17 protein-coding genes are annotated in these 16,870 nt (G+C 54.1%); 2 read left to right on the forward strand and 15 right to left on the reverse strand.

Features of this window, described 5'->3' with window-relative positions; all coding sequences use genetic code 11:
• Nucleotides 1–348: 348 nt before the first annotated feature.
• Nucleotides 349–2,538 carry a ferric-rhodotorulic acid/ferric-coprogen receptor FhuE gene (fhuE, locus tag INF86_RS03800; protein WP_032622149.1) on the forward strand — a complete coding sequence of 730 codons (2,190 nt, stop codon included), beginning with the start codon at nucleotides 349–351 and terminating at the stop codon, nucleotides 2,536–2,538.
• A 139-nt stretch (nucleotides 2,539–2,677) separates the two neighbouring features.
• On the opposite strand, the gene ptsG is transcribed toward fhuE, so the two are convergent.
• The 14 genes from ptsG to yceD form a co-directional block, all read right to left on the reverse strand.
• Nucleotides 2,678–4,111 carry a PTS glucose transporter subunit IIBC gene (ptsG, locus tag INF86_RS03805; protein ID WP_006809245.1) on the reverse strand — a complete coding sequence of 478 codons (1,434 nt, stop codon included), beginning with the start codon at nucleotides 4,109–4,111 and terminating at the stop codon, nucleotides 2,678–2,680.
• Between the two features lie 298 nt (nucleotides 4,112–4,409).
• Nucleotides 4,410–5,204: a metal-dependent hydrolase gene (locus INF86_RS03810; RefSeq protein ID WP_023299800.1), complete on the reverse strand. Its 795-nt coding sequence runs from the start codon at nucleotides 5,202–5,204 to the stop codon at nucleotides 4,410–4,412.
• A gap of 10 nt (nucleotides 5,205–5,214) precedes the next feature.
• Complete coding sequence (holB, locus tag INF86_RS03815) at nucleotides 5,215–6,219, reverse strand: DNA polymerase III subunit delta' (RefSeq protein ID WP_022647744.1); 1,005 nt, start codon at nucleotides 6,217–6,219, stop codon at nucleotides 5,215–5,217.
• Nucleotides 6,216–6,857 (reverse strand): dTMP kinase, encoded by a 642-nt coding sequence (gene tmk / locus INF86_RS03820; RefSeq protein ID WP_045622620.1) that lies wholly within the window; start codon nucleotides 6,855–6,857, stop codon nucleotides 6,216–6,218. The genes holB and tmk overlap by 4 nt, the downstream gene beginning before the upstream one ends.
• Entirely contained in the window at nucleotides 6,847–7,869 is a 1,023-nt protein-coding gene (yceG, locus tag INF86_RS03825; protein WP_038415832.1) for a cell division protein YceG, read from the reverse strand. Before yceG ends, tmk begins: the two co-directional genes overlap by 11 nt.
• Nucleotides 7,870–7,871: 2 nt before the next feature.
• Entirely contained in the window at nucleotides 7,872–8,681 is an 810-nt protein-coding gene (pabC, locus tag INF86_RS03830) for an aminodeoxychorismate lyase (protein WP_154051620.1), read from the reverse strand.
• A 120-nt stretch (nucleotides 8,682–8,801) separates the two neighbouring features.
• Complete coding sequence (fabF, locus tag INF86_RS03835) at nucleotides 8,802–10,043, reverse strand: beta-ketoacyl-ACP synthase II (protein WP_022647740.1); 1,242 nt, start codon at nucleotides 10,041–10,043, stop codon at nucleotides 8,802–8,804.
• Nucleotides 10,044–10,134: 91 nt separating this feature from the next.
• The gene (gene acpP / locus INF86_RS03840; protein WP_003857954.1) at nucleotides 10,135–10,371 is read right to left on the reverse strand and encodes an acyl carrier protein; all 237 of its coding nucleotides are present in this window, start codon (nucleotides 10,369–10,371) and stop codon (nucleotides 10,135–10,137) included.
• 154 nt (nucleotides 10,372–10,525) lie between these two features.
• Nucleotides 10,526–11,260, reverse strand: a complete 735-nt coding sequence (fabG, locus tag INF86_RS03845; protein ID WP_022647739.1) for a 3-oxoacyl-ACP reductase FabG — start codon at nucleotides 11,258–11,260, stop codon at nucleotides 10,526–10,528.
• A gap of 12 nt (nucleotides 11,261–11,272) precedes the next feature.
• Nucleotides 11,273–12,202, reverse strand: a complete 930-nt coding sequence (gene fabD, locus INF86_RS03850; protein ID WP_193543246.1) for an ACP S-malonyltransferase — start codon at nucleotides 12,200–12,202, stop codon at nucleotides 11,273–11,275.
• Between the two features lie 15 nt (nucleotides 12,203–12,217).
• Nucleotides 12,218–13,171, reverse strand: a complete 954-nt coding sequence (locus tag INF86_RS03855) for a beta-ketoacyl-ACP synthase III (protein ID WP_032624477.1) — start codon at nucleotides 13,169–13,171, stop codon at nucleotides 12,218–12,220.
• A 6-nt stretch (nucleotides 13,172–13,177) separates the two neighbouring features.
• Nucleotides 13,178–14,212, reverse strand: coding sequence for a phosphate acyltransferase PlsX (gene plsX / locus INF86_RS03860; protein WP_152811225.1), 1,035 nt, complete (start codon nucleotides 14,210–14,212; stop codon nucleotides 13,178–13,180).
• Nucleotides 14,213–14,293: 81 nt separating this feature from the next.
• Nucleotides 14,294–14,467: a 50S ribosomal protein L32 gene (rpmF, locus tag INF86_RS03865; RefSeq protein WP_003857964.1), complete on the reverse strand. Its 174-nt coding sequence runs from the start codon at nucleotides 14,465–14,467 to the stop codon at nucleotides 14,294–14,296.
• A gap of 16 nt (nucleotides 14,468–14,483) precedes the next feature.
• Complete coding sequence (yceD, locus tag INF86_RS03870) at nucleotides 14,484–15,005, reverse strand: 23S rRNA accumulation protein YceD (protein WP_003857966.1); 522 nt, start codon at nucleotides 15,003–15,005, stop codon at nucleotides 14,484–14,486.
• Nucleotides 15,006–15,145: 140 nt separating this feature from the next.
• On the opposite strand from yceD, the gene INF86_RS03875 reads away from it, so the two are divergent.
• On the forward strand, nucleotides 15,146–15,730 hold the full coding sequence (locus tag INF86_RS03875; protein WP_032622147.1) for a nucleoside triphosphate pyrophosphatase: 585 nt from the start codon (nucleotides 15,146–15,148) through the stop codon (nucleotides 15,728–15,730).
• A gap of 79 nt (nucleotides 15,731–15,809) precedes the next feature.
• Here INF86_RS03875 and rluC read toward each other — a convergent pair whose 3' ends face one another.
• Entirely contained in the window at nucleotides 15,810–16,757 is a 948-nt protein-coding gene (gene rluC / locus INF86_RS03880; RefSeq protein WP_041907418.1) for a 23S rRNA pseudouridine(955/2504/2580) synthase RluC, read from the reverse strand.
• Nucleotides 16,758–16,870: the final 113 nt, after the last annotated feature.

Here is a 16,870-nt window from a genome sequence, read left to right on the forward strand (position 1 = left end):
TTTCCTTTTAAGTTTAATCTGGCGTCGTGCGTCCGTTGTTAACACACATTGTCTGTTTTACTGTGTGACACAACACAAGAGTATGAGCGAGTTTCTCCTGTCCTTTCAACCTTCTCCCGTGATTTCTTTCCTGATTATCGCCCATCTGGCTGAAGAGGCATCGCTTTAGGACATTTCTTTTCTGAAACCTGATTTCAGTTCATCCCGAAACATCTGTTTACAGCGTTAATCACAATGCGTATATTTCGCATTTGCATTTTCATGCGCATTTTTAACATAGAAAACGACGTCAGCCCGTGCTAGCGGGACTGTCGCGCACTACCTTCACCATTCACTAAGGGTTTGATGATGTCTTTCATTAATCACACCAGGGATGGGCAACGTCAGCCTGCCGCAACACCTTCGTTGTTGGCCGCCTGCATTGCTATGGCATTGACGCCAACCACCGCTTTCGCTGCTTCAACAGCCGAAGATACCGTCGTCGTTGATGGGGGTTTTGATAACACACAGGATCTTTCTGCCAGCCAGGATCAGGATTACAGCGTAAAAACCACCACCACCGGCACCAAACTGTTGCTGGTTCCCCGCGACATCCCACAGTCCGTCAGCGTTATCAGCCAGCAACGTATGGCTGACCAGAATCTGCAATCCATCGGCCAGGTGCTGACGAACACCACGGGCATTACGGCGCAGGTGCAGGACAGCGATCGTACCGTATTTTACTCACGCGGATTTTTCGTCAGCAACTACGCCTATGACGACCTTCCAACGTCCATCAGTGAAGTGTGGAACTTTGGTGATACGGCCGCCGATACCGCAATTTATGACCGCATTGAAGTGGTCCGCGGCGCCACAGGCCTGATGTCCGGGACGGGCAACCCGGCGGCGTACGTTAATATGGTGCGCAAGCATGCGGACAGCCAGGAATTTAAAGGCAACGTTTCCGCCAGCTACGGCAGCTGGGACAAGCAGCGTTACGTGCTGGATCTCCAGGCGCCGCTGGTGGAATCAGGTAAGGTACGGGGTCGTCTGATCACGGGTTATCAGGACAACGACAGCTTCGTGGATAACTACCACTACCGGAAGAAATTCCTCTACGGCGTGATGGATGCAGATGTTACCGACAGCACGACCCTCTCGGTAGGGTATGAGTATCAGGAAAGCCATACCGCCGACCCAACCTGGGGTGGGCTGCCGACCTGGTACAGCGACGGAAGTAAGACCAACTACAATCGCAGCCAGACCGTCGCGCCTGACTGGGCCTATTCAGATAAAGACAGCACCCGCATCTTCGCTAACCTGACCCAGCGTTTCGATAATGGCTGGGAAGCGCACATCAACGGCATGCATGCTGAAACCAACTTTGACTCTAAGCTGATGTATATGTCCGGTTATCCGGATAAAGAGACCGGCGCTGGCCTGGTGGGTTACGGCGGCTGGAACCGCGGGGAACGTAAACAGGATGCGGTCGATGCCTTCCTGCGCGGCGGCTTCGATCTCTTTGGCCGTCAGCACGAGATGATGTTCGGCGGCAGCTTTAGCCGTCAGCGTAACCATTACGACAACACCATGCCGGATGCAGTATACGGCATGGTTGATGTCGGCAACTTTAAGAACTGGAACGGGAACATTGCCGATCCGCAGTGGACGCCGTGGAAACTCTACAGCAAGGATGATATTCGCCAGTCTTCAGCCTATTCCTCTGCGCGTTTCTCACTCGCCGATCCGTTGCATCTGATCCTGGGGGCGCGTTACACCCAATACAACATACGCTATAACCCCGCTGGTTCGCCGAATACCCGTCTGGAAAGCACCAAAGATGATGTCACGCCGTATGCCGGCCTGGTGTATGACATCAATGAGGACTGGTCGACCTACGTCAGCTATACCTCTATCTTCCAGCCGCAGGATAAGCGCAATGCCAGTGGACGTTATCTCGACCCTACCACGGGTAAAAGCTACGAAGCCGGGGTGAAGGCAGACTGGTTTAATACCCGCCTCACCACCTCGTTGGCGATTTTCCGCATTGAGCAGGATAACGTGGCCAGCAACACGTATACCTACATGCCGAGCGGTGAGTCGATTTATGAATCGCTGGACGGGGTGGTCAGCAAAGGGGTCGAGTTTGAGCTCAACGGTGCACTGACCGATAACTGGCAGCTGACCTTTGGCGCGACGCGTTACATTGCAGAAGATAAGAATGGCAACGCCGTCAGCTCCGATCAGCCGCGCACAACCATGAAGCTGTTCACCCGTTATCAACTGCCAATGCTGCCGGAACTGACCGTGGGCGGTGGCGTAAACTGGCAGAACAAAGTGTGGACGGACGTGGAAGGCGGTCCGGCAGGACGTTCCCGCGCGGAGCAAGGCAGCTATGGGCTGGTGAACCTGTTCAGTCGCTATCAGGTCACCAAAGACTTTGCTGTTCAGGCTAACGTCAACAACCTGTTCGACAAAGAGTATTACGACTACGTCGGATCGTATGTAGTGTATGGCGCGCCACTGAACGTTTCGGTGAGCGCGAGCTACGATTTCTGAGTATTAAGCCCGGTGGCGCTGCGCTTACCGGGCCTACCCATCACGTAGGCCGGGTTAGGCGCAGTCGCCACCCGGCACCACAAACCGCAATAATAAAAAAGGCAGCCAATCGGCTGCCTTAGTCTCCCCAGATCACAGCTTAGTTGTTGCGGATGTACTCATCCATTTCGGTTTTCAGGTTATCGGATTTCGTTCCGAAGATTGCCTGAACACCAGAACCTGCAACAACGACGCCTGCTGCGCCCAGTTTTTTCAGACCCGGCTGGTCGACTTTCGCAACGTCGGCAACGCTCACACGCAGACGAGTGATACACGCGTCCAGGTTAGTGATGTTCTCTTTACCGCCGAAAGCAGCAACCAGAGCAGGTGCCATTTCGCTGGTCACACCGGCTTTGCTGTCTTCCGTTGCATCTTCACGACCCGGCGTTTTCAGGTCCAGTGCTTTGATCAGCACGCGGAAGACGGTGTAGTACACCACTGCGTAGCCCGCACCCACGATAGGGAACAGCCACAGCTTGCTGCTGTTACCGGACAGAACGATGAAGTCGATCAGGCCGTGAGAGAAGGACGTACCGTCACGCATACCCAGCAGGATACAGATTGGGAATGCCAGACCTGCCAGTACCGCGTGGATGATGTACAGGATCGGCGCAACGAACATGAAGGAGAACTCGATCGGCTCGGTGATACCGGTCAGGAACGAGGTCAGCGCTGCGGAGATCATGATACCGCCCACTTTTGCACGGTTCTCTGGTTTAGCAGAGTGCCAGATAGCAATTGCAGCTGCCGGCAGACCGTACATTTTGAACAGGAAGCCACCAGACAGTTTACCTGCCGTTGGGTCGCCCGCCATGTAGCGTGGGATGTCGCCGTGGAACACCTGACCTGCTGCGTTGGTGTATTCACCAATCTGCATCTGGAATGGAACGTTCCAGATGTGGTGCAGACCAAATGGTACCAGGCAGCGCTCAATGAAGCCGTAGATACCGAACGCCACAACCGGGTTCTGGTAAGCTGCCCACTGAGAGAAGGTCTGGATTGCCGTACCGATTGGTGGCCAGATGAAGGACAGGACCACACCGGTGAAAATCGCGGCCAGACCAGAAATGATCGGCACAAAACGTTTACCCGCGAAGAAGCCCAGATACTCAGGCAGCTTGATGCGATAGAAGCGGTTAAACATATACGCTGCAATCGCACCGGAGATGATACCACCGAGAACACCGGTGTCCGCCAGGTGCTTAGCGGCAATCTCTTCAGCAGGTAAATGCAGTACCAGCGGCGCAACCACAGCCATGGTTTTCACCATGATGCCGTAAGCAACAACGGACGCCAGAGCGGAAACACCGTCGTTATTGGTGAAGCCCAGAGCAACACCGATAGCGAAGATCAGCGGCATGTTAGCAAAAACAGAACCGCCTGCTTCGGCCATCACGTGGGAAACTACGGCTGGCAGCCAGCTGAAGTTTGCAGAACCGACACCCAGCAGGATACCTGCGATAGGCAGTACGGATACTGGCAGCATCAGCGATTTACCGACCTTTTGCAGGTTAGCAAATGCATTCTTAAACATAATTGAGAGTGCTCCTGAGTATTTGTGCTTTTTTTTACGTTTTCACGCATTGGCCCGGGGGGAGTACCGCGCCGTGGACAGGACATCTAAGCGCCCTTTATTTATTACACAGAGTAAAATAATTCCCTCTGAGTTTGTTTGACGGCTATCACGTTTCAGTTCAAGACGGCCAAAAAACTTGCAGATATTTACATAAAGCATGTCTGGATGTGTCTAAAAACGCCATCACCGCCCCGAATGAGGCGGTGAACTTTACTCGCTTTACTTATTAATTACGAGCCTAAAAATAACAGGTGTATCAGACAGATTGCAGGCGGGCGGGGTCAATATGGAACAGGCTGGCGAAGTTTTCCGTTGTCACGCGAGCCAGTTCTTCAATACTGACACCTTTCAGAACGGCCATATACTCAGCGACATCCCGGGTCATCGCTGGCTGGTTCTCTTTGCCACGATGAGGCACCGGCGCCAGGTACGGGGAATCGGTTTCCACCAGAATACGATCCAGCGGAACATAGCGCGCCGCATCACGCAGTTGCTCAGCATTACGGAACGTGACAATCCCCGAGAACGAGATATAAAAGCCCAAATCAAGCAGCTTACCCGCCGTTTCTCTGTCTTCTGTGAAACAGTGTAGTACGCCACCGCAATCCGTCACCTTTTCTTCCCGCAGGATACCCAGCGTGTCGGCACGCGCATCTCGGGTGTGAACGATAACCGGCTTATTCAGTTCCCGGCCAATGCGGATGTGGTTACGGAAGGATTCCTGCTGGCGAGGTTTCGTTTCCGGAGTGTAGAAATAGTCCAGGCCGGTCTCGCCCATCGCCACTACGCCCTCTTCTGCGGCAAGACGGCGTAAATCCTCAACGTCGTACGCTTCATCCTGATTCAGCGGATGCACGCCGCAGGAGAAGACGACATTATCGCGCTCGCCTACCAATTCACGCATGGAGCGGTAACCCGGCAACGTGGTCGCCACGGCCAGGCAAAATTTCACATCGCGCGCGGCGGCTTTCGCCAGCACGTCGTCTACATTTTTATGCAGGGATTGATAATCCAGGCCATCGAGATGGCAGTGTGAGTCGACTAAAAACATAATGTCTCTCTCAGAGGTGGGAAACCGGCGGTATGACGCCCGGTTGCAGGTAGTGTTCAATACGCAGTAACTGGTCGGTCAGTAAAAGCTCGCGATTGAGACCGGTTACCGTCAAAAGTTGTTCACGACTCTGGCAGATATCATGAAGGATAGCGTGCAGCGACTGCCCTGACAGGCGATTCGCCAGCGTGGTGACCAGCGCCCACACGTCAGGGTTAGTCAGAAGCGTAGCCCCCTGCTGAATTTTGAGCGCATCCAGCAGCAGCGCGGCCAGCCAGTGCAGCCGTTCCGGAGCCTGATCGCTGTTCAGCGCTGGCAGCACGCTCAACCAGTCATGGCTGTCGAGGGCTGATTCAACCGCACGACACAGCGTTTCACGCTGGGACCACACCTCGGGCTGTAATAAGGCCAGCGCAGCCGCAGGCGCACCGCTGCACAGGCGCAACGCTGAGAGCGCCGCGTCTTGTGACACCGTCACTTCCCGCTCAAGCCAGGCGAGTGCCCAGGATTCCTGAGGGACTGCAAGGTGGTGAAGACGGCAGCGACTGCGCAGCGTCGCCAGCAAGCGTTCCGGCTCGCGGCAGGAGAGGAAAAACCAGGTGTTTTCTGGCGGCTCTTCCAGGGTTTTTAACAGCGCGTTGGCTGCGGCTTCCGTGAGCAGCGCGGCGTCTTTCAGCCACACCACTTTCGCCCCCCCCAGACGCGCATATTCGTACAGTTTCTCACTGACCTCACGCACCGCGTCGATACCGAGCGTATTTTTGCCCTTCTCAGGTTCGAGGGTGTAATAGTCAGGATGCGTGCCCGCCTGCATGAGCTGGCAACCCCGGCACTTACCGCAGCTTTTATGTCCTTCCGGCTGTTGGCACATCAGAAAGCGGGTTATGGCGTAAATCAACGCATCATCACCCATTCCCGGCAGCGCCTGGATCAGTAACGCATGATGCCCCCGACCAACCTGATAGCTGCCGATCAGCTGTTCAAAGTGTGGGCGCAACCATGGATACCATTTCATGCCTGCTGCTCCTGTAGCCACTGCGTAACGGTCTGCTGAATATCACATGTAACGTCTTCAAGGGATTGCGTCGCATCGATGGTACGAATGGTCTTGTCCTGCCCGGCCAGTTCCAGATAACGCGCACGGGTGCGGTTAAAGAAATCAAAAGACTCCTGTTCAATGCGGTCCAGTTCGCCGCGGGCACGGGCGCGCTTCAGGCCCACCTCAGGGGTCACGTCCAGATACAGCGTCAGGTCAGGACGGAAATCGCCCAGAACCGCGTCGCGAAGCGTAGCCAGCATGGTCTGATCGATACCCCGGCCACCGCCCTGATACGCCTGGGTTGAGAGATCGTGGCGATCGCCAATCACCCATTTGCCTTCTGCCAGAGCGGGTTTGATCACCGTCTCCACCAGCTGAACGCGCGCTGCATAGAACATCAGCACTTCCGCTTTGTCGGTAATAACTTCATCGCCAACGGATTTGATATCCAGAACCAGGCTGCGCAGTTTTTCCGCCAGCTGCGTACCGCCCGGCTCGCGGGTGAAGACCATGTCGGCGACGCCAAGCGATTTCAGCGTATCCACCACCACGTTACGGGCGGTGGTTTTGCCCGCCCCTTCGAGTCCCTCAATGACAATGTATTTACTGCGCATTTTTTTCCTTAAGTGCCTTCAGATAGTCCTGAACGGAGCGATTGTGACTGGCCAGGTTGGTATTGAACGTATGCCCCCCTTTTCCGTCAGCCACAAAATAGAGATACGGCGTTTTGGCCGGGTGCGCGGCGGCCTTCAACGATGCTTCACTCGGCGTCGCAATCGGTCCAGGCGGCAGGCCGCTAATCACGTAGGTATTATACGCCGTTGGCGTTTCCAGATCTTTTCTGGAAATCCTGCCGTTGTAGTTTTCGCCCATGCCGTAGATGACGGTAGGATCGGTTTGCAAACGCATGCCGATGCGCAGACGGTTAATAAACACCGAGGCAACCTGGTCACGTTCGGCAGCAACGGCCGTCTCTTTCTCGATGATCGAGGCCATCGTCATGAACTGGTTTTGATCTTGATAAGGCAGGCCCTCTGCTCGCCCTTTCCAGGCAGCGTCTACCGCCGCGACCATTTTGTTGTGCGCTCGCTTCAGAATTGCCACATCCGTCGTGCCTGCCGTATACATCCACGTATCGGGCCAGAACCAGCCTTCCACCCACTCGGGATGTTCGAATTTTAAGGCGTCTGCCACGGTCTGGTAGCGGTCATCTTTCAGCGTATGCTTGATGTACGGCGCGTCACGCAGTTGCCTGAGATAATCGCTCAGACGCATACCTTCCACAAAACGCAATGGGAACTGGGCTTCTTTACCACTCTCCAGCAGTTGCAGCATCTCGCGCACGGTCATGCCAGGGGTGAAACGATAGGTACCGGCCTTGAAATGGGACAGGTCCGGCTGAATACGCAGCAGCCACTGGAATACGCGTGGACGATTGATAATTTTGTCGTCATACAGCTGCTGACCAAGCGCCTGCCGCCCGGTCCCCGCTTTCAGGGTAAAAATCGTCTCGTCTTTAATCAGGATCTGACTTTCAGCCAGCTGACGGACTTTCCACACTCCCGCTCCGCCAGCGATTCCGAACGCAACGATAAGAAGGAGGACAAAGCGTAACATTTTCTTCATGACTACCTGGTTTGCTCACATAACGGGGCCAGAAACTGGAACAGCTCGCGGGATGACCAGCACTTGCGGTCATAAGCGCGAACGGGGACAACGGGCATCAGCGCATTGCAGATAACAACTTCTTCGGCAGCCAGCAGCGCCTCTTCCTTAGCGTTAACTTCGACAACGCGAAAGCCTGCGCGTGCCAGCTGTTGCAAACAAAATTGCCGCATAATGCCGTTGACTCCGGCCTGCTCCAGCGAAGGCGTGAATACGTCACTGCCCTTCCGCCAGAGTAAATTAGCCGCACAGCATTCCGTAATGTACCCTTCGCTGTCAAGAACCAGCGCCTCTCCGGCCTCCGTCTGCTCAAGATGAGTACGAATAAGCACCTGTTCAAGACGGTTAAGATGTTTTATGCCAGCGAGCATCGGGTTTCGCCCCAGACGTACCGGGCTAAGCGCCAGGACTACGCCCTCTTCACGCCAGTGCGCGTAATGGGAAGGATAATCTGAAACGGAAAGGATCCGCGCAGGATGCTGGCAGGCAGAACCGCTATAGCCCCGACCACCGCTGCCGCGGCTGATAATGACTTTCAGGACGCCGCTTGCTTTCTCTGACGCCAGCCGACGCATTTCATTTTCAAGAATGTCCCACTGCGAGAAGGGGATCAATAATGCTTCGCAGGCTTTTTGTAAACGAAGGATATGGGCCCCGAGCAGGCACACGCCACCGTCGAGAATACGCGCGGTCGTGAAACAGCCATCGCCAAACTGGGTCGCCCGGTCGCTTGCCGGCAGCATTTCTTGCTCAAGGCCATTAATTAAAAACATAGTGGCTCCTTATGCATGGAGGCTCAGTCTGGCAGGATGTGGGTTGCCGGACAAGGGGATATCACCTAATAAAAAAGGCCCGGCAAGCGGACCTTTATTATCGTCAGCGACTAACCAGACTCAGACCTTTTTGAAGATCAGAGAACCGTTAGTCCCACCGAAGCCGAAGGAGTTACACAGGGTGTACTCCATACCGCTAACCTGGCGCGCTTCGTGGGGAACGAAGTCCAGATCGCAACCTTCATCTGGATTATCCAGGTTGATGGTTGGCGGTACAGCCTGATCGCGCAGCGCGAGAATAGAGTAGATTGATTCTACTGCACCCGCCGCACCCAGGAGGTGACCGGTCATGGATTTCGTGGAGCTCACCAGTACACGGCTGGCAGATTCGCCGAAGATAGACTTAACCGCCTGCGCTTCTGCTTTATCGCCCGCAGGGGTAGATGTCCCGTGCGCGTTAACGTAGCCAATCTGTGCCGGCGTAATGCCCGCATCACGGATGGCGTTTTCCATCGCCAGCGCAGCACCTGCGCCGTTCTCTGGAGGAGACGTCATGTGGTAAGCATCGCTGCTCATGCCAAAGCCAACAACTTCAGCATAAATTTTCGCGCCACGTTTTTTCGCGTGTTCGTACTCTTCCAGTACGATCATGCCTGCACCGTCACCCAGCACGAAACCATCACGGTCTTTATCCCACGGACGGCTCGCCGCCTGAGGATTATCGTTTCGGGTAGAGAGCGCACGCGCTGCACCGAAGCCACCGACGCCCAGCGGGGTACTGGCTTTTTCAGCACCGCCCGCAACCATAGCATCTGCATCGCCGTACGCGATGATACGCGCGGCCTGGCCGATGTTATGCACGCCAGACGTACAGGCTGTCGCGATTGAGATGCTTGGGCCACGCAGGCCGAACATAATGGTCAGGTGACCTGCCACCATGTTTACAATCGTAGACGGAACGAAGAACGGGCTGATTTTACGCGGGCCGCCATTCACCAGAGATGTATGGTTTTCCTCGATCAGGCCAAGACCGCCAATCCCGGAGCCGATAGCAGCGCCGATACGGGTAGCGTTCTCTTCCGTAATCTCAAGGCCAGAATCCTGCATGGCCTGAACGCCAGCGACAATTCCATATTGAATGAAGGCATCCATCTTGCGCTGTTCTTTGCGCGAGATGATCTCTTCACAGTTAAAATCCTTTACTAAGCCAGCAAATTTCGTTGCATAGGCGCTAGTATCGAAATGGTCGATTAGGCTGATGCCGCTCTGACCGGCAAGGAGAGCTTTCCAGGTGGACTCTACGGTATTGCCGACAGGAGACAACATGCCAAGTCCGGTCACAACTACACGACGCTTAGACACGTTTGTCCTCCAGGGAGGGATAAAAAAAGAGATTCGTGGGACTACAAAAGATAAAACTCAGGCGGTCGAATGACCGCCTGGAGATGTTCACTTACGCCTGGTGACCGTTGATGTAATCAATGGCAGCCTGAACGGTGGTGATTTTCTCAGCTTCTTCGTCCGGAATCTCAGTATCAAACTCTTCTTCCAGAGCCATTACCAGCTCAACGGTGTCAAGAGAATCTGCGCCCAGGTCTTCAACAAAGGAAGCGGAGTTCACAACTTCTTCCTGCTTAACGCCCAGCTGTTCGCCGATAATTTTCTTAACGCGTTCTTCGATAGTGCTCATACTCTTAAATTTCCTATCAAAACTCGCTTTCGCGATGGTTTTCGTAGTGTATAAAATGTTGAAAAATTTGCAACTAAATCCCGGCAGGTCTTACCACGATTTTACGTTATTTTGAGGCCATTTGCCCAAATAACGCAAATATTTTCGATCGTGATTAAACCATGTACATCCCGCCGTTGACGTGGAGGGTTTCACCAGTGATGTAACCCGCTTCGTCAGAGGCTAAAAATGCAACCGCGCTGGCGATTTCTTTAGGGTCGCCAAGACGACCCGCTGGAACTGCCGCCAGCGTACCCGCACGCTGATCATCGGTCAGCGCACGCGTCATGTCCGTTTCAATAAAGCCCGGAGCAACAACGTTTACAGTAATTCCGCGGGACGCGACTTCGCGCGCCAGCGACTTACTGAAACCGATCAGACCTGCTTTCGCCGCAGCGTAGTTAGCCTGACCAGCATTTCCCATGGTACCAACCACAGAACCTACAGTGATAATACGTCCATGACGCTTTTTCATCATAGCGCGCATTACCGCTTTTGACAGACGGAATACCGATGACAGGTTGGTTTCGATAATATCGTTCCACTCATCATCTTTCATTCGCATCAACAGGTTGTCGCGAGTGATCCCGGCATTATTGACCAGAATATCCACTTCGCCAAACTCTGCGCGAATATTTTCCAGAACAGATTCGATAGATGCTGGTTCAGTCACATTCAGTACCAGACCTTTGCCGTTCGCACCCAGATACTCGCTGATGGCCTGTGCGCCATTCTCACTGGTCGCAGTCCCGATCACCGTCGCGCCGCGCGCAACCAGTGTTTCAGCAATAGCACGCCCGATACCGCGGCTTGCGCCGGTCACCAGGGCAATTTTTCCTTCAAAACTCATGGTATTCCTCTTTTATTGCGAGAGTGCCGCTTTCATTGCTTCCGGCTCGTTAATCGCCGAGGCAGTCAGGGTGTCTACAATACGTTTTGTCAGACCGGTAAGTACCTTACCTGGACCGACTTCATACAGATGTTCAACGCCCTGAGACGCCATAAATTCAACGGTTTTGGTCCACTGAACTGGGCTGTAGAGCTGGCGAACCAGCGCGTTACGGATAGCCTCCGGCGCGGTTTCGCACTTCACATCGACGTTATTCACAACGGAAATCGTCGGTGCGTTAAAGGTCATTTTTTCCAGCTCAACCGCCAGTTTATCGGCAGCAGGCTTCATCAGCGCACAGTGAGACGGCACGCTCACCGGCAGCGGCAGTGCACGTTTTGCACCCGCAGCTTTACAGGCAGCGCCTGCACGCTCAACCGCTTCTTTATGACCCGCGATAACTACCTGGCCTGGCGAGTTAAAGTTTACCGGAGAAACGACCTGACCTTCAGCAGATTCTTCACAGGCTTTAGCAATAGAAGCATCATCCAGACCGATGATGGCAGACATGCCGCCCGTGCCTTCTGGCACCGCTTCCTGCATAAACTTACCACGCAATTCAACCAGACGGACCGCGTCAGCGAAGGCAATCACCCCTGCGCAGACCAGCGCAGAGTATTCACCCAGGCTATGACCCGCCATCAGCGCCGGCGTTTTGCCGCCCTGCTGCTGCCATACGCGCCACAATGCGACGGAGGCTGCCAGCAGTGCCGGTTGAGTCTGCCAGGTTTTGTTCAGCTCTTCAGCTGGGCCCTGTTGGGTCAGCGACCACAGATCATAACCCAGCGCGTCAGAAGCTTCACGGAAAGTCTCTTCAATAACCGGATAGTTTGCTGCCATTTCAGACAACATCCCAACAGTTTGTGAGCCCTGTCCCGGGAACACAAAAGCAAATTGCGTCATTTTTTAATCCTTATCCTAGAAACGAACCAGCGCGGAACCCCAGGTGAACCCACCACCAAAGGCTTCAAGCAAGACCAGTTGGCCCCGTTTAATTCGTCCATCGCGTACCGCTTCGTCAAATGCGCACGGTACCGATGCCGCAGAGGTGTTGCCGTGGCGATCAAGCGTCACCACAACGTTATCCATAGACATGCCCAACTTCTTCGCCGTCGCGCTGATAATACGCAGGTTAGCCTGATGCGGTACCAGCCAGTCGAGTGCGGCGCGATCCAGATTGTTCGCTTCCAGCGTCTCATCAACAATGTGAGCGAGTTCGGTCACGGCCACCTTGAACACTTCATTACCCGCCATTGTCAGGTAAATCGAACTGTCCGGATTAACGCGATCGGCGTTAGGCAGCGTTAACAGCTCGCCGTAGCGACCGTCAGCGTGCAGGTGCGTGGAGATGATGCCTGGTTCTTCGGACTGCCCCAGCAGCACCGCGCCCGCGCCATCGCCAAAAATAATGATTGTGCCGCGATCGGTTGGATCGCAGGTACGCGCCAGCACATCAGCACCGATCACCAGCGCATATTTTACGGCACCCGATTTAACATACTGATCGGCGATGCTCAGCGCATAGGTGAAACCCGCGCACGCCGCTGCAACATCAAATGCCGGGCAGCCTTTGATGCCGAGCATGTTCTGCACCTGGCACGCTGCGCTTGGGAAGGCATGCGTGGCAGATGTTGTCGCCACCACAATAAGCCCGATCTGTTCTTTATCAATGCCAGCCATCTCAAGCGCTCGCTGAGCGGCTTCGTAGCCCATGGTGGACACAGTTTCGTCTGACGCGGCGATACGACGTTCACGGATACCTGTGCGCGTGACAATCCACTCGTCAGACGTATCTACCATTTTTTCAAGATCGGCGTTGGTACGCACTTGTTTTGGCAGGTAGCTGCCGGTACCTAAAATCTTCGTATACATGTACGCTCAGTCACTTTTAGCTAATACAGATCCCAGGCGAGCGGCAATCCTCTGAGGGACTTGTCGCTGCACCGCCTGCACTGCCTGTTCAATCGCGACGGTAAATGCTCGCTGATTGGCGGCGCCATGACTCTTAATCACGATGCCGCGCAATCCTAACAGACAGGCGCCATTATACTGGTCGGGGTTGAGGTGACTGAACCGCCGCGTCAGGCTTTTTTGTAACCAACGCTTTAATAAAATCAGCCACCAGGACCTTTTTTTACCTTCTCCCTGCGATTTCAGCAGAGAAAGGAACATTCGTACGACCCCTTCCATGGTCTTCAACGTCACGTTTCCGGTGAAGCCATCACACACTAATACATCCGTTTTGCCCGTCAGCAACTCATTGGCTTCGAGATAACCAATATAGTTGATGGAGGGAACCTGTTTGAGTATTTCCGCAGCGTCGCGGATACTGTCCAGGCCTTTGGTCTCTTCTTCACCAATATTCAATAACGCAACGCGGGGATTGGTAATCCCGACCACGTCTTCTGCCAGCACCGACCCCATCACGGCAAACTGAGCCAGCATTGTACTATCACAATCTACGTTAGCGCCCAGATCGAGCACCACCGTTTTGCCCTTCTGCTGATGCGGTAACACCGTCACCAGCGCCGGACGCTCAATGCCCTCAATCGGCTTGAGCAATAATTTCGACAGCCCCATCAGCGCGCCAGTATTTCCCGCGCTGACGCAAGCCTGCGCTCGCCCTTCTTTCACCAGCTCCAGCGCCATGCGCATAGAGCTGCCACGGCTATTACGAATAGCCTGCGATGGCCGGGCATCACTGGCAATAACTGACTGCGCAGGAATAATCTGCAGACGCGAACGTTGTTCAAAGTCAGCTTTTGCAAGTAATGGCGTGATTGTGTCGGGATTACCGACTAAAAGAAGTGTGAGTTGCGAATTAGAATTCAGTGCCTGCAATGCTGCAGGCACTGTCACGGTAGGGCCAAAATCTCCCCCCATGACATCTAACGCCAGGGTTAGACGTGTCAAGGTATCGTCGCAGCCTGGTTCGGTAAACTCCCCGTTTTCACGGGGAAGTTCCTCACTAAGCCTAATCACGCTGACGCGTGATTACTTAGTGATAACCTTGCGGCCGCGGTAGAAACCGTCAGCGGTGATGTGGTGACGCAGGTGTTTCTCACCAGAAGTCTTGTCTACAGACAGGCTGGTAACTGCGGTCAGCGCGTCATGGGAACGACGCATGCCACGTTTGGAACGGGTTGGTTTATTCTGTTGTACGGCCATGGACCTTACTCCTCAATTACTTACGCTTTAAGCTGGCTAATACGGCAAATGGATTTGGTTTTTGCGCTTCATCAGGCAGTTCCCCAAAGACCATGTCCGCCTCGGACACTTCACAGTGTTCAGAATCATGCACCGGAACGACTGGCAGGGAGAGGATGACTTCATCTTCAACCAGCGCCAGAAGATCGATTTCACCGAATTCGTTAACCTCAATCGGTTCATACGCTTCCGGGAGTGCTTCAGCCTGTTCGTCAGAACGAACCGGACTGAAACAATACGTTGTGTGAACATGCTGTACAAACGGTTTCCCGCAGCGCTGACATTCGAGCGTTACCGTCACCTTTGCATCACCGGTTAAAACGGCGAGGCGCTGGTTGTCGATAGCGAACGACATGGAGCACTCTACATCACTGTCCACACTGACTACAGATTCGGCAATACGCTCAGCCTGATCGGAAGAATAGATTCCTTCGTAATCGAGGCGTTTTTGAGCCGTACGAACCGGATCAAGAGTCAGGGGTAATTTTACCTTTTGCATAGGGCGCGCATATTAACTTTGTAACGTCATAGAGTCAAAGAAAAAGGCAACCAGAGCTGCCTTTTGCCAATTATTCGCACACATTGCGGCCTGTAGTTTAAAATGGCTGGCATCGATACGCTATATCTGGTGATAAAAATATGCCAAATCTCGTCCTTGCTTCCACTTCACCTTATCGCCGAATGCTGCTGGAAAAGCTCGGGATCCCGTTTGAATGCGCCGCGCCGGAGGTGGATGAAACGCCACAGCCGGGCGAGTCACCGCGTCATCTGGTGACCCGTCTCGCGAAAGAGAAAGCACAGTCGCTGGCCGTACGTTACCCCGCTCATCTGATTATAGGCTCCGATCAGGTTTGTGTGCTGGACGGCGAAATCACCGGTAAACCGCATACGGAAGAAAACGCCTGCCAGCAGCTTTTGCGTGCGCGAGGCAGTATCGTGACCTTTTATACCGGCCTGGCGCTTTATAATTCGGCCTCCGGTCATCTGCAAACCGAGTGTGAGCCATTTGATGTGCACTTCCGTCATCTCAGCGAGGAGGAGATTATGGATTACGTACGTCGGGAACGTCCTCTGAACTGCGCAGGGAGTTTCAAAAGTGAAGGGCTGGGAATTGCACTGTTCGACAAGCTGGACGGGCGGGATCCCAACACGCTGGTGGGGTTGCCGCTGATTGCGCTGTGCCAGATGTTAAGGCGAGAAGAGTGTAATCCGCTGACGATGTGATTTTTGCCCAGCGGCGCTTCGCTTGCATGGGCCTACGGATTTCGTAGGCCGGGTAAGCGCAGCGCCACCCGGCACATAATCAACCGCGCAGAACTTTCAGGCAGCGTTTCAACTGATCATCCAGCGGCGCTTCAATACGGATAACTTCACCGGTATTAGGATGGGTAAACTTCAGCGCTGCCGCATGCAGGAACAGACGCGACAGCCCCGTACCCGCCAACTGCTTATCAAACTCGCGATCGCCATAGCGATCGTCGAACGCAATCGGATGGCCTGCGAACTGGGTATGGACGCGAATCTGGTGAGTACGCCCCGTCACCGGACTACAGCGCACCAGCGTGGCGAATTCGTAGCGCTCTTCTACTTTAAATCGCGTCTCAGACGGTTTCCCTTCCTGATTAACACGAACAATGCGCTCACCGCTTTGCAGAATATTTTTCAGCAGCGGCGCCTGCACCACTTTCACGTGGGACTGCCACTGGCCGCGCACCAGCGCCAGATAATCTTTCTGCATCCCTTTTTCGCGCAGCTGTTCATGCAGGGAACGCAGTGCAGAACGTTTTTTCGCCACCAGCAGCACGCCTGAGGTATCACGGTCAAGACGGTGAACCAGTTCGAGGAAACGCGCTTCCGGGCGCAGCGCACGTAAACCTTCGATCACGCCGAAGCTCAGACCGCTCCCCCCGTGTACCGCCGTTCCGGACGGTTTATTCAGCACCAGAATGTGGTCGTCCTCATAAAGGATAACGTCACTCAGGGCCGCGACTTTTTGCAGCTTCGGAGAAACGACCTCTTCTTCACGCTCTGCAACACGTACCGGTGGAATGCGGACTTCATCGCCCGCCTCGAGCTTGTACTCGGGCTTCACACGTTTTTTGTTCACCCGCACCTCACCCTTACGCAAGATGCGATAAATCATACTTTTTGGCACACCCTTCAATTGGGTGCGCAAAAAATTATCGATACGTTGCCCCGCCTCGTCGTCGGCGATGGCAACCATTTTTACGGCTGGAGTCTCTGTTTTCATGGTTGGCGATTCTAAATAGCGTCTGACATTAGCGCCACTCATTTTTCTATGCTTATATTTACTTTTATCCGGACCACTCCCCTTTCGCGCAATCGATTTGGTGGTTATTAAAC

The organism is Enterobacter cloacae complex sp. I1M (assembly GCF_014982425.1).
GTDB lineage: Bacteria > Pseudomonadota > Gammaproteobacteria > Enterobacterales > Enterobacteriaceae > Enterobacter > Enterobacter intestinihominis.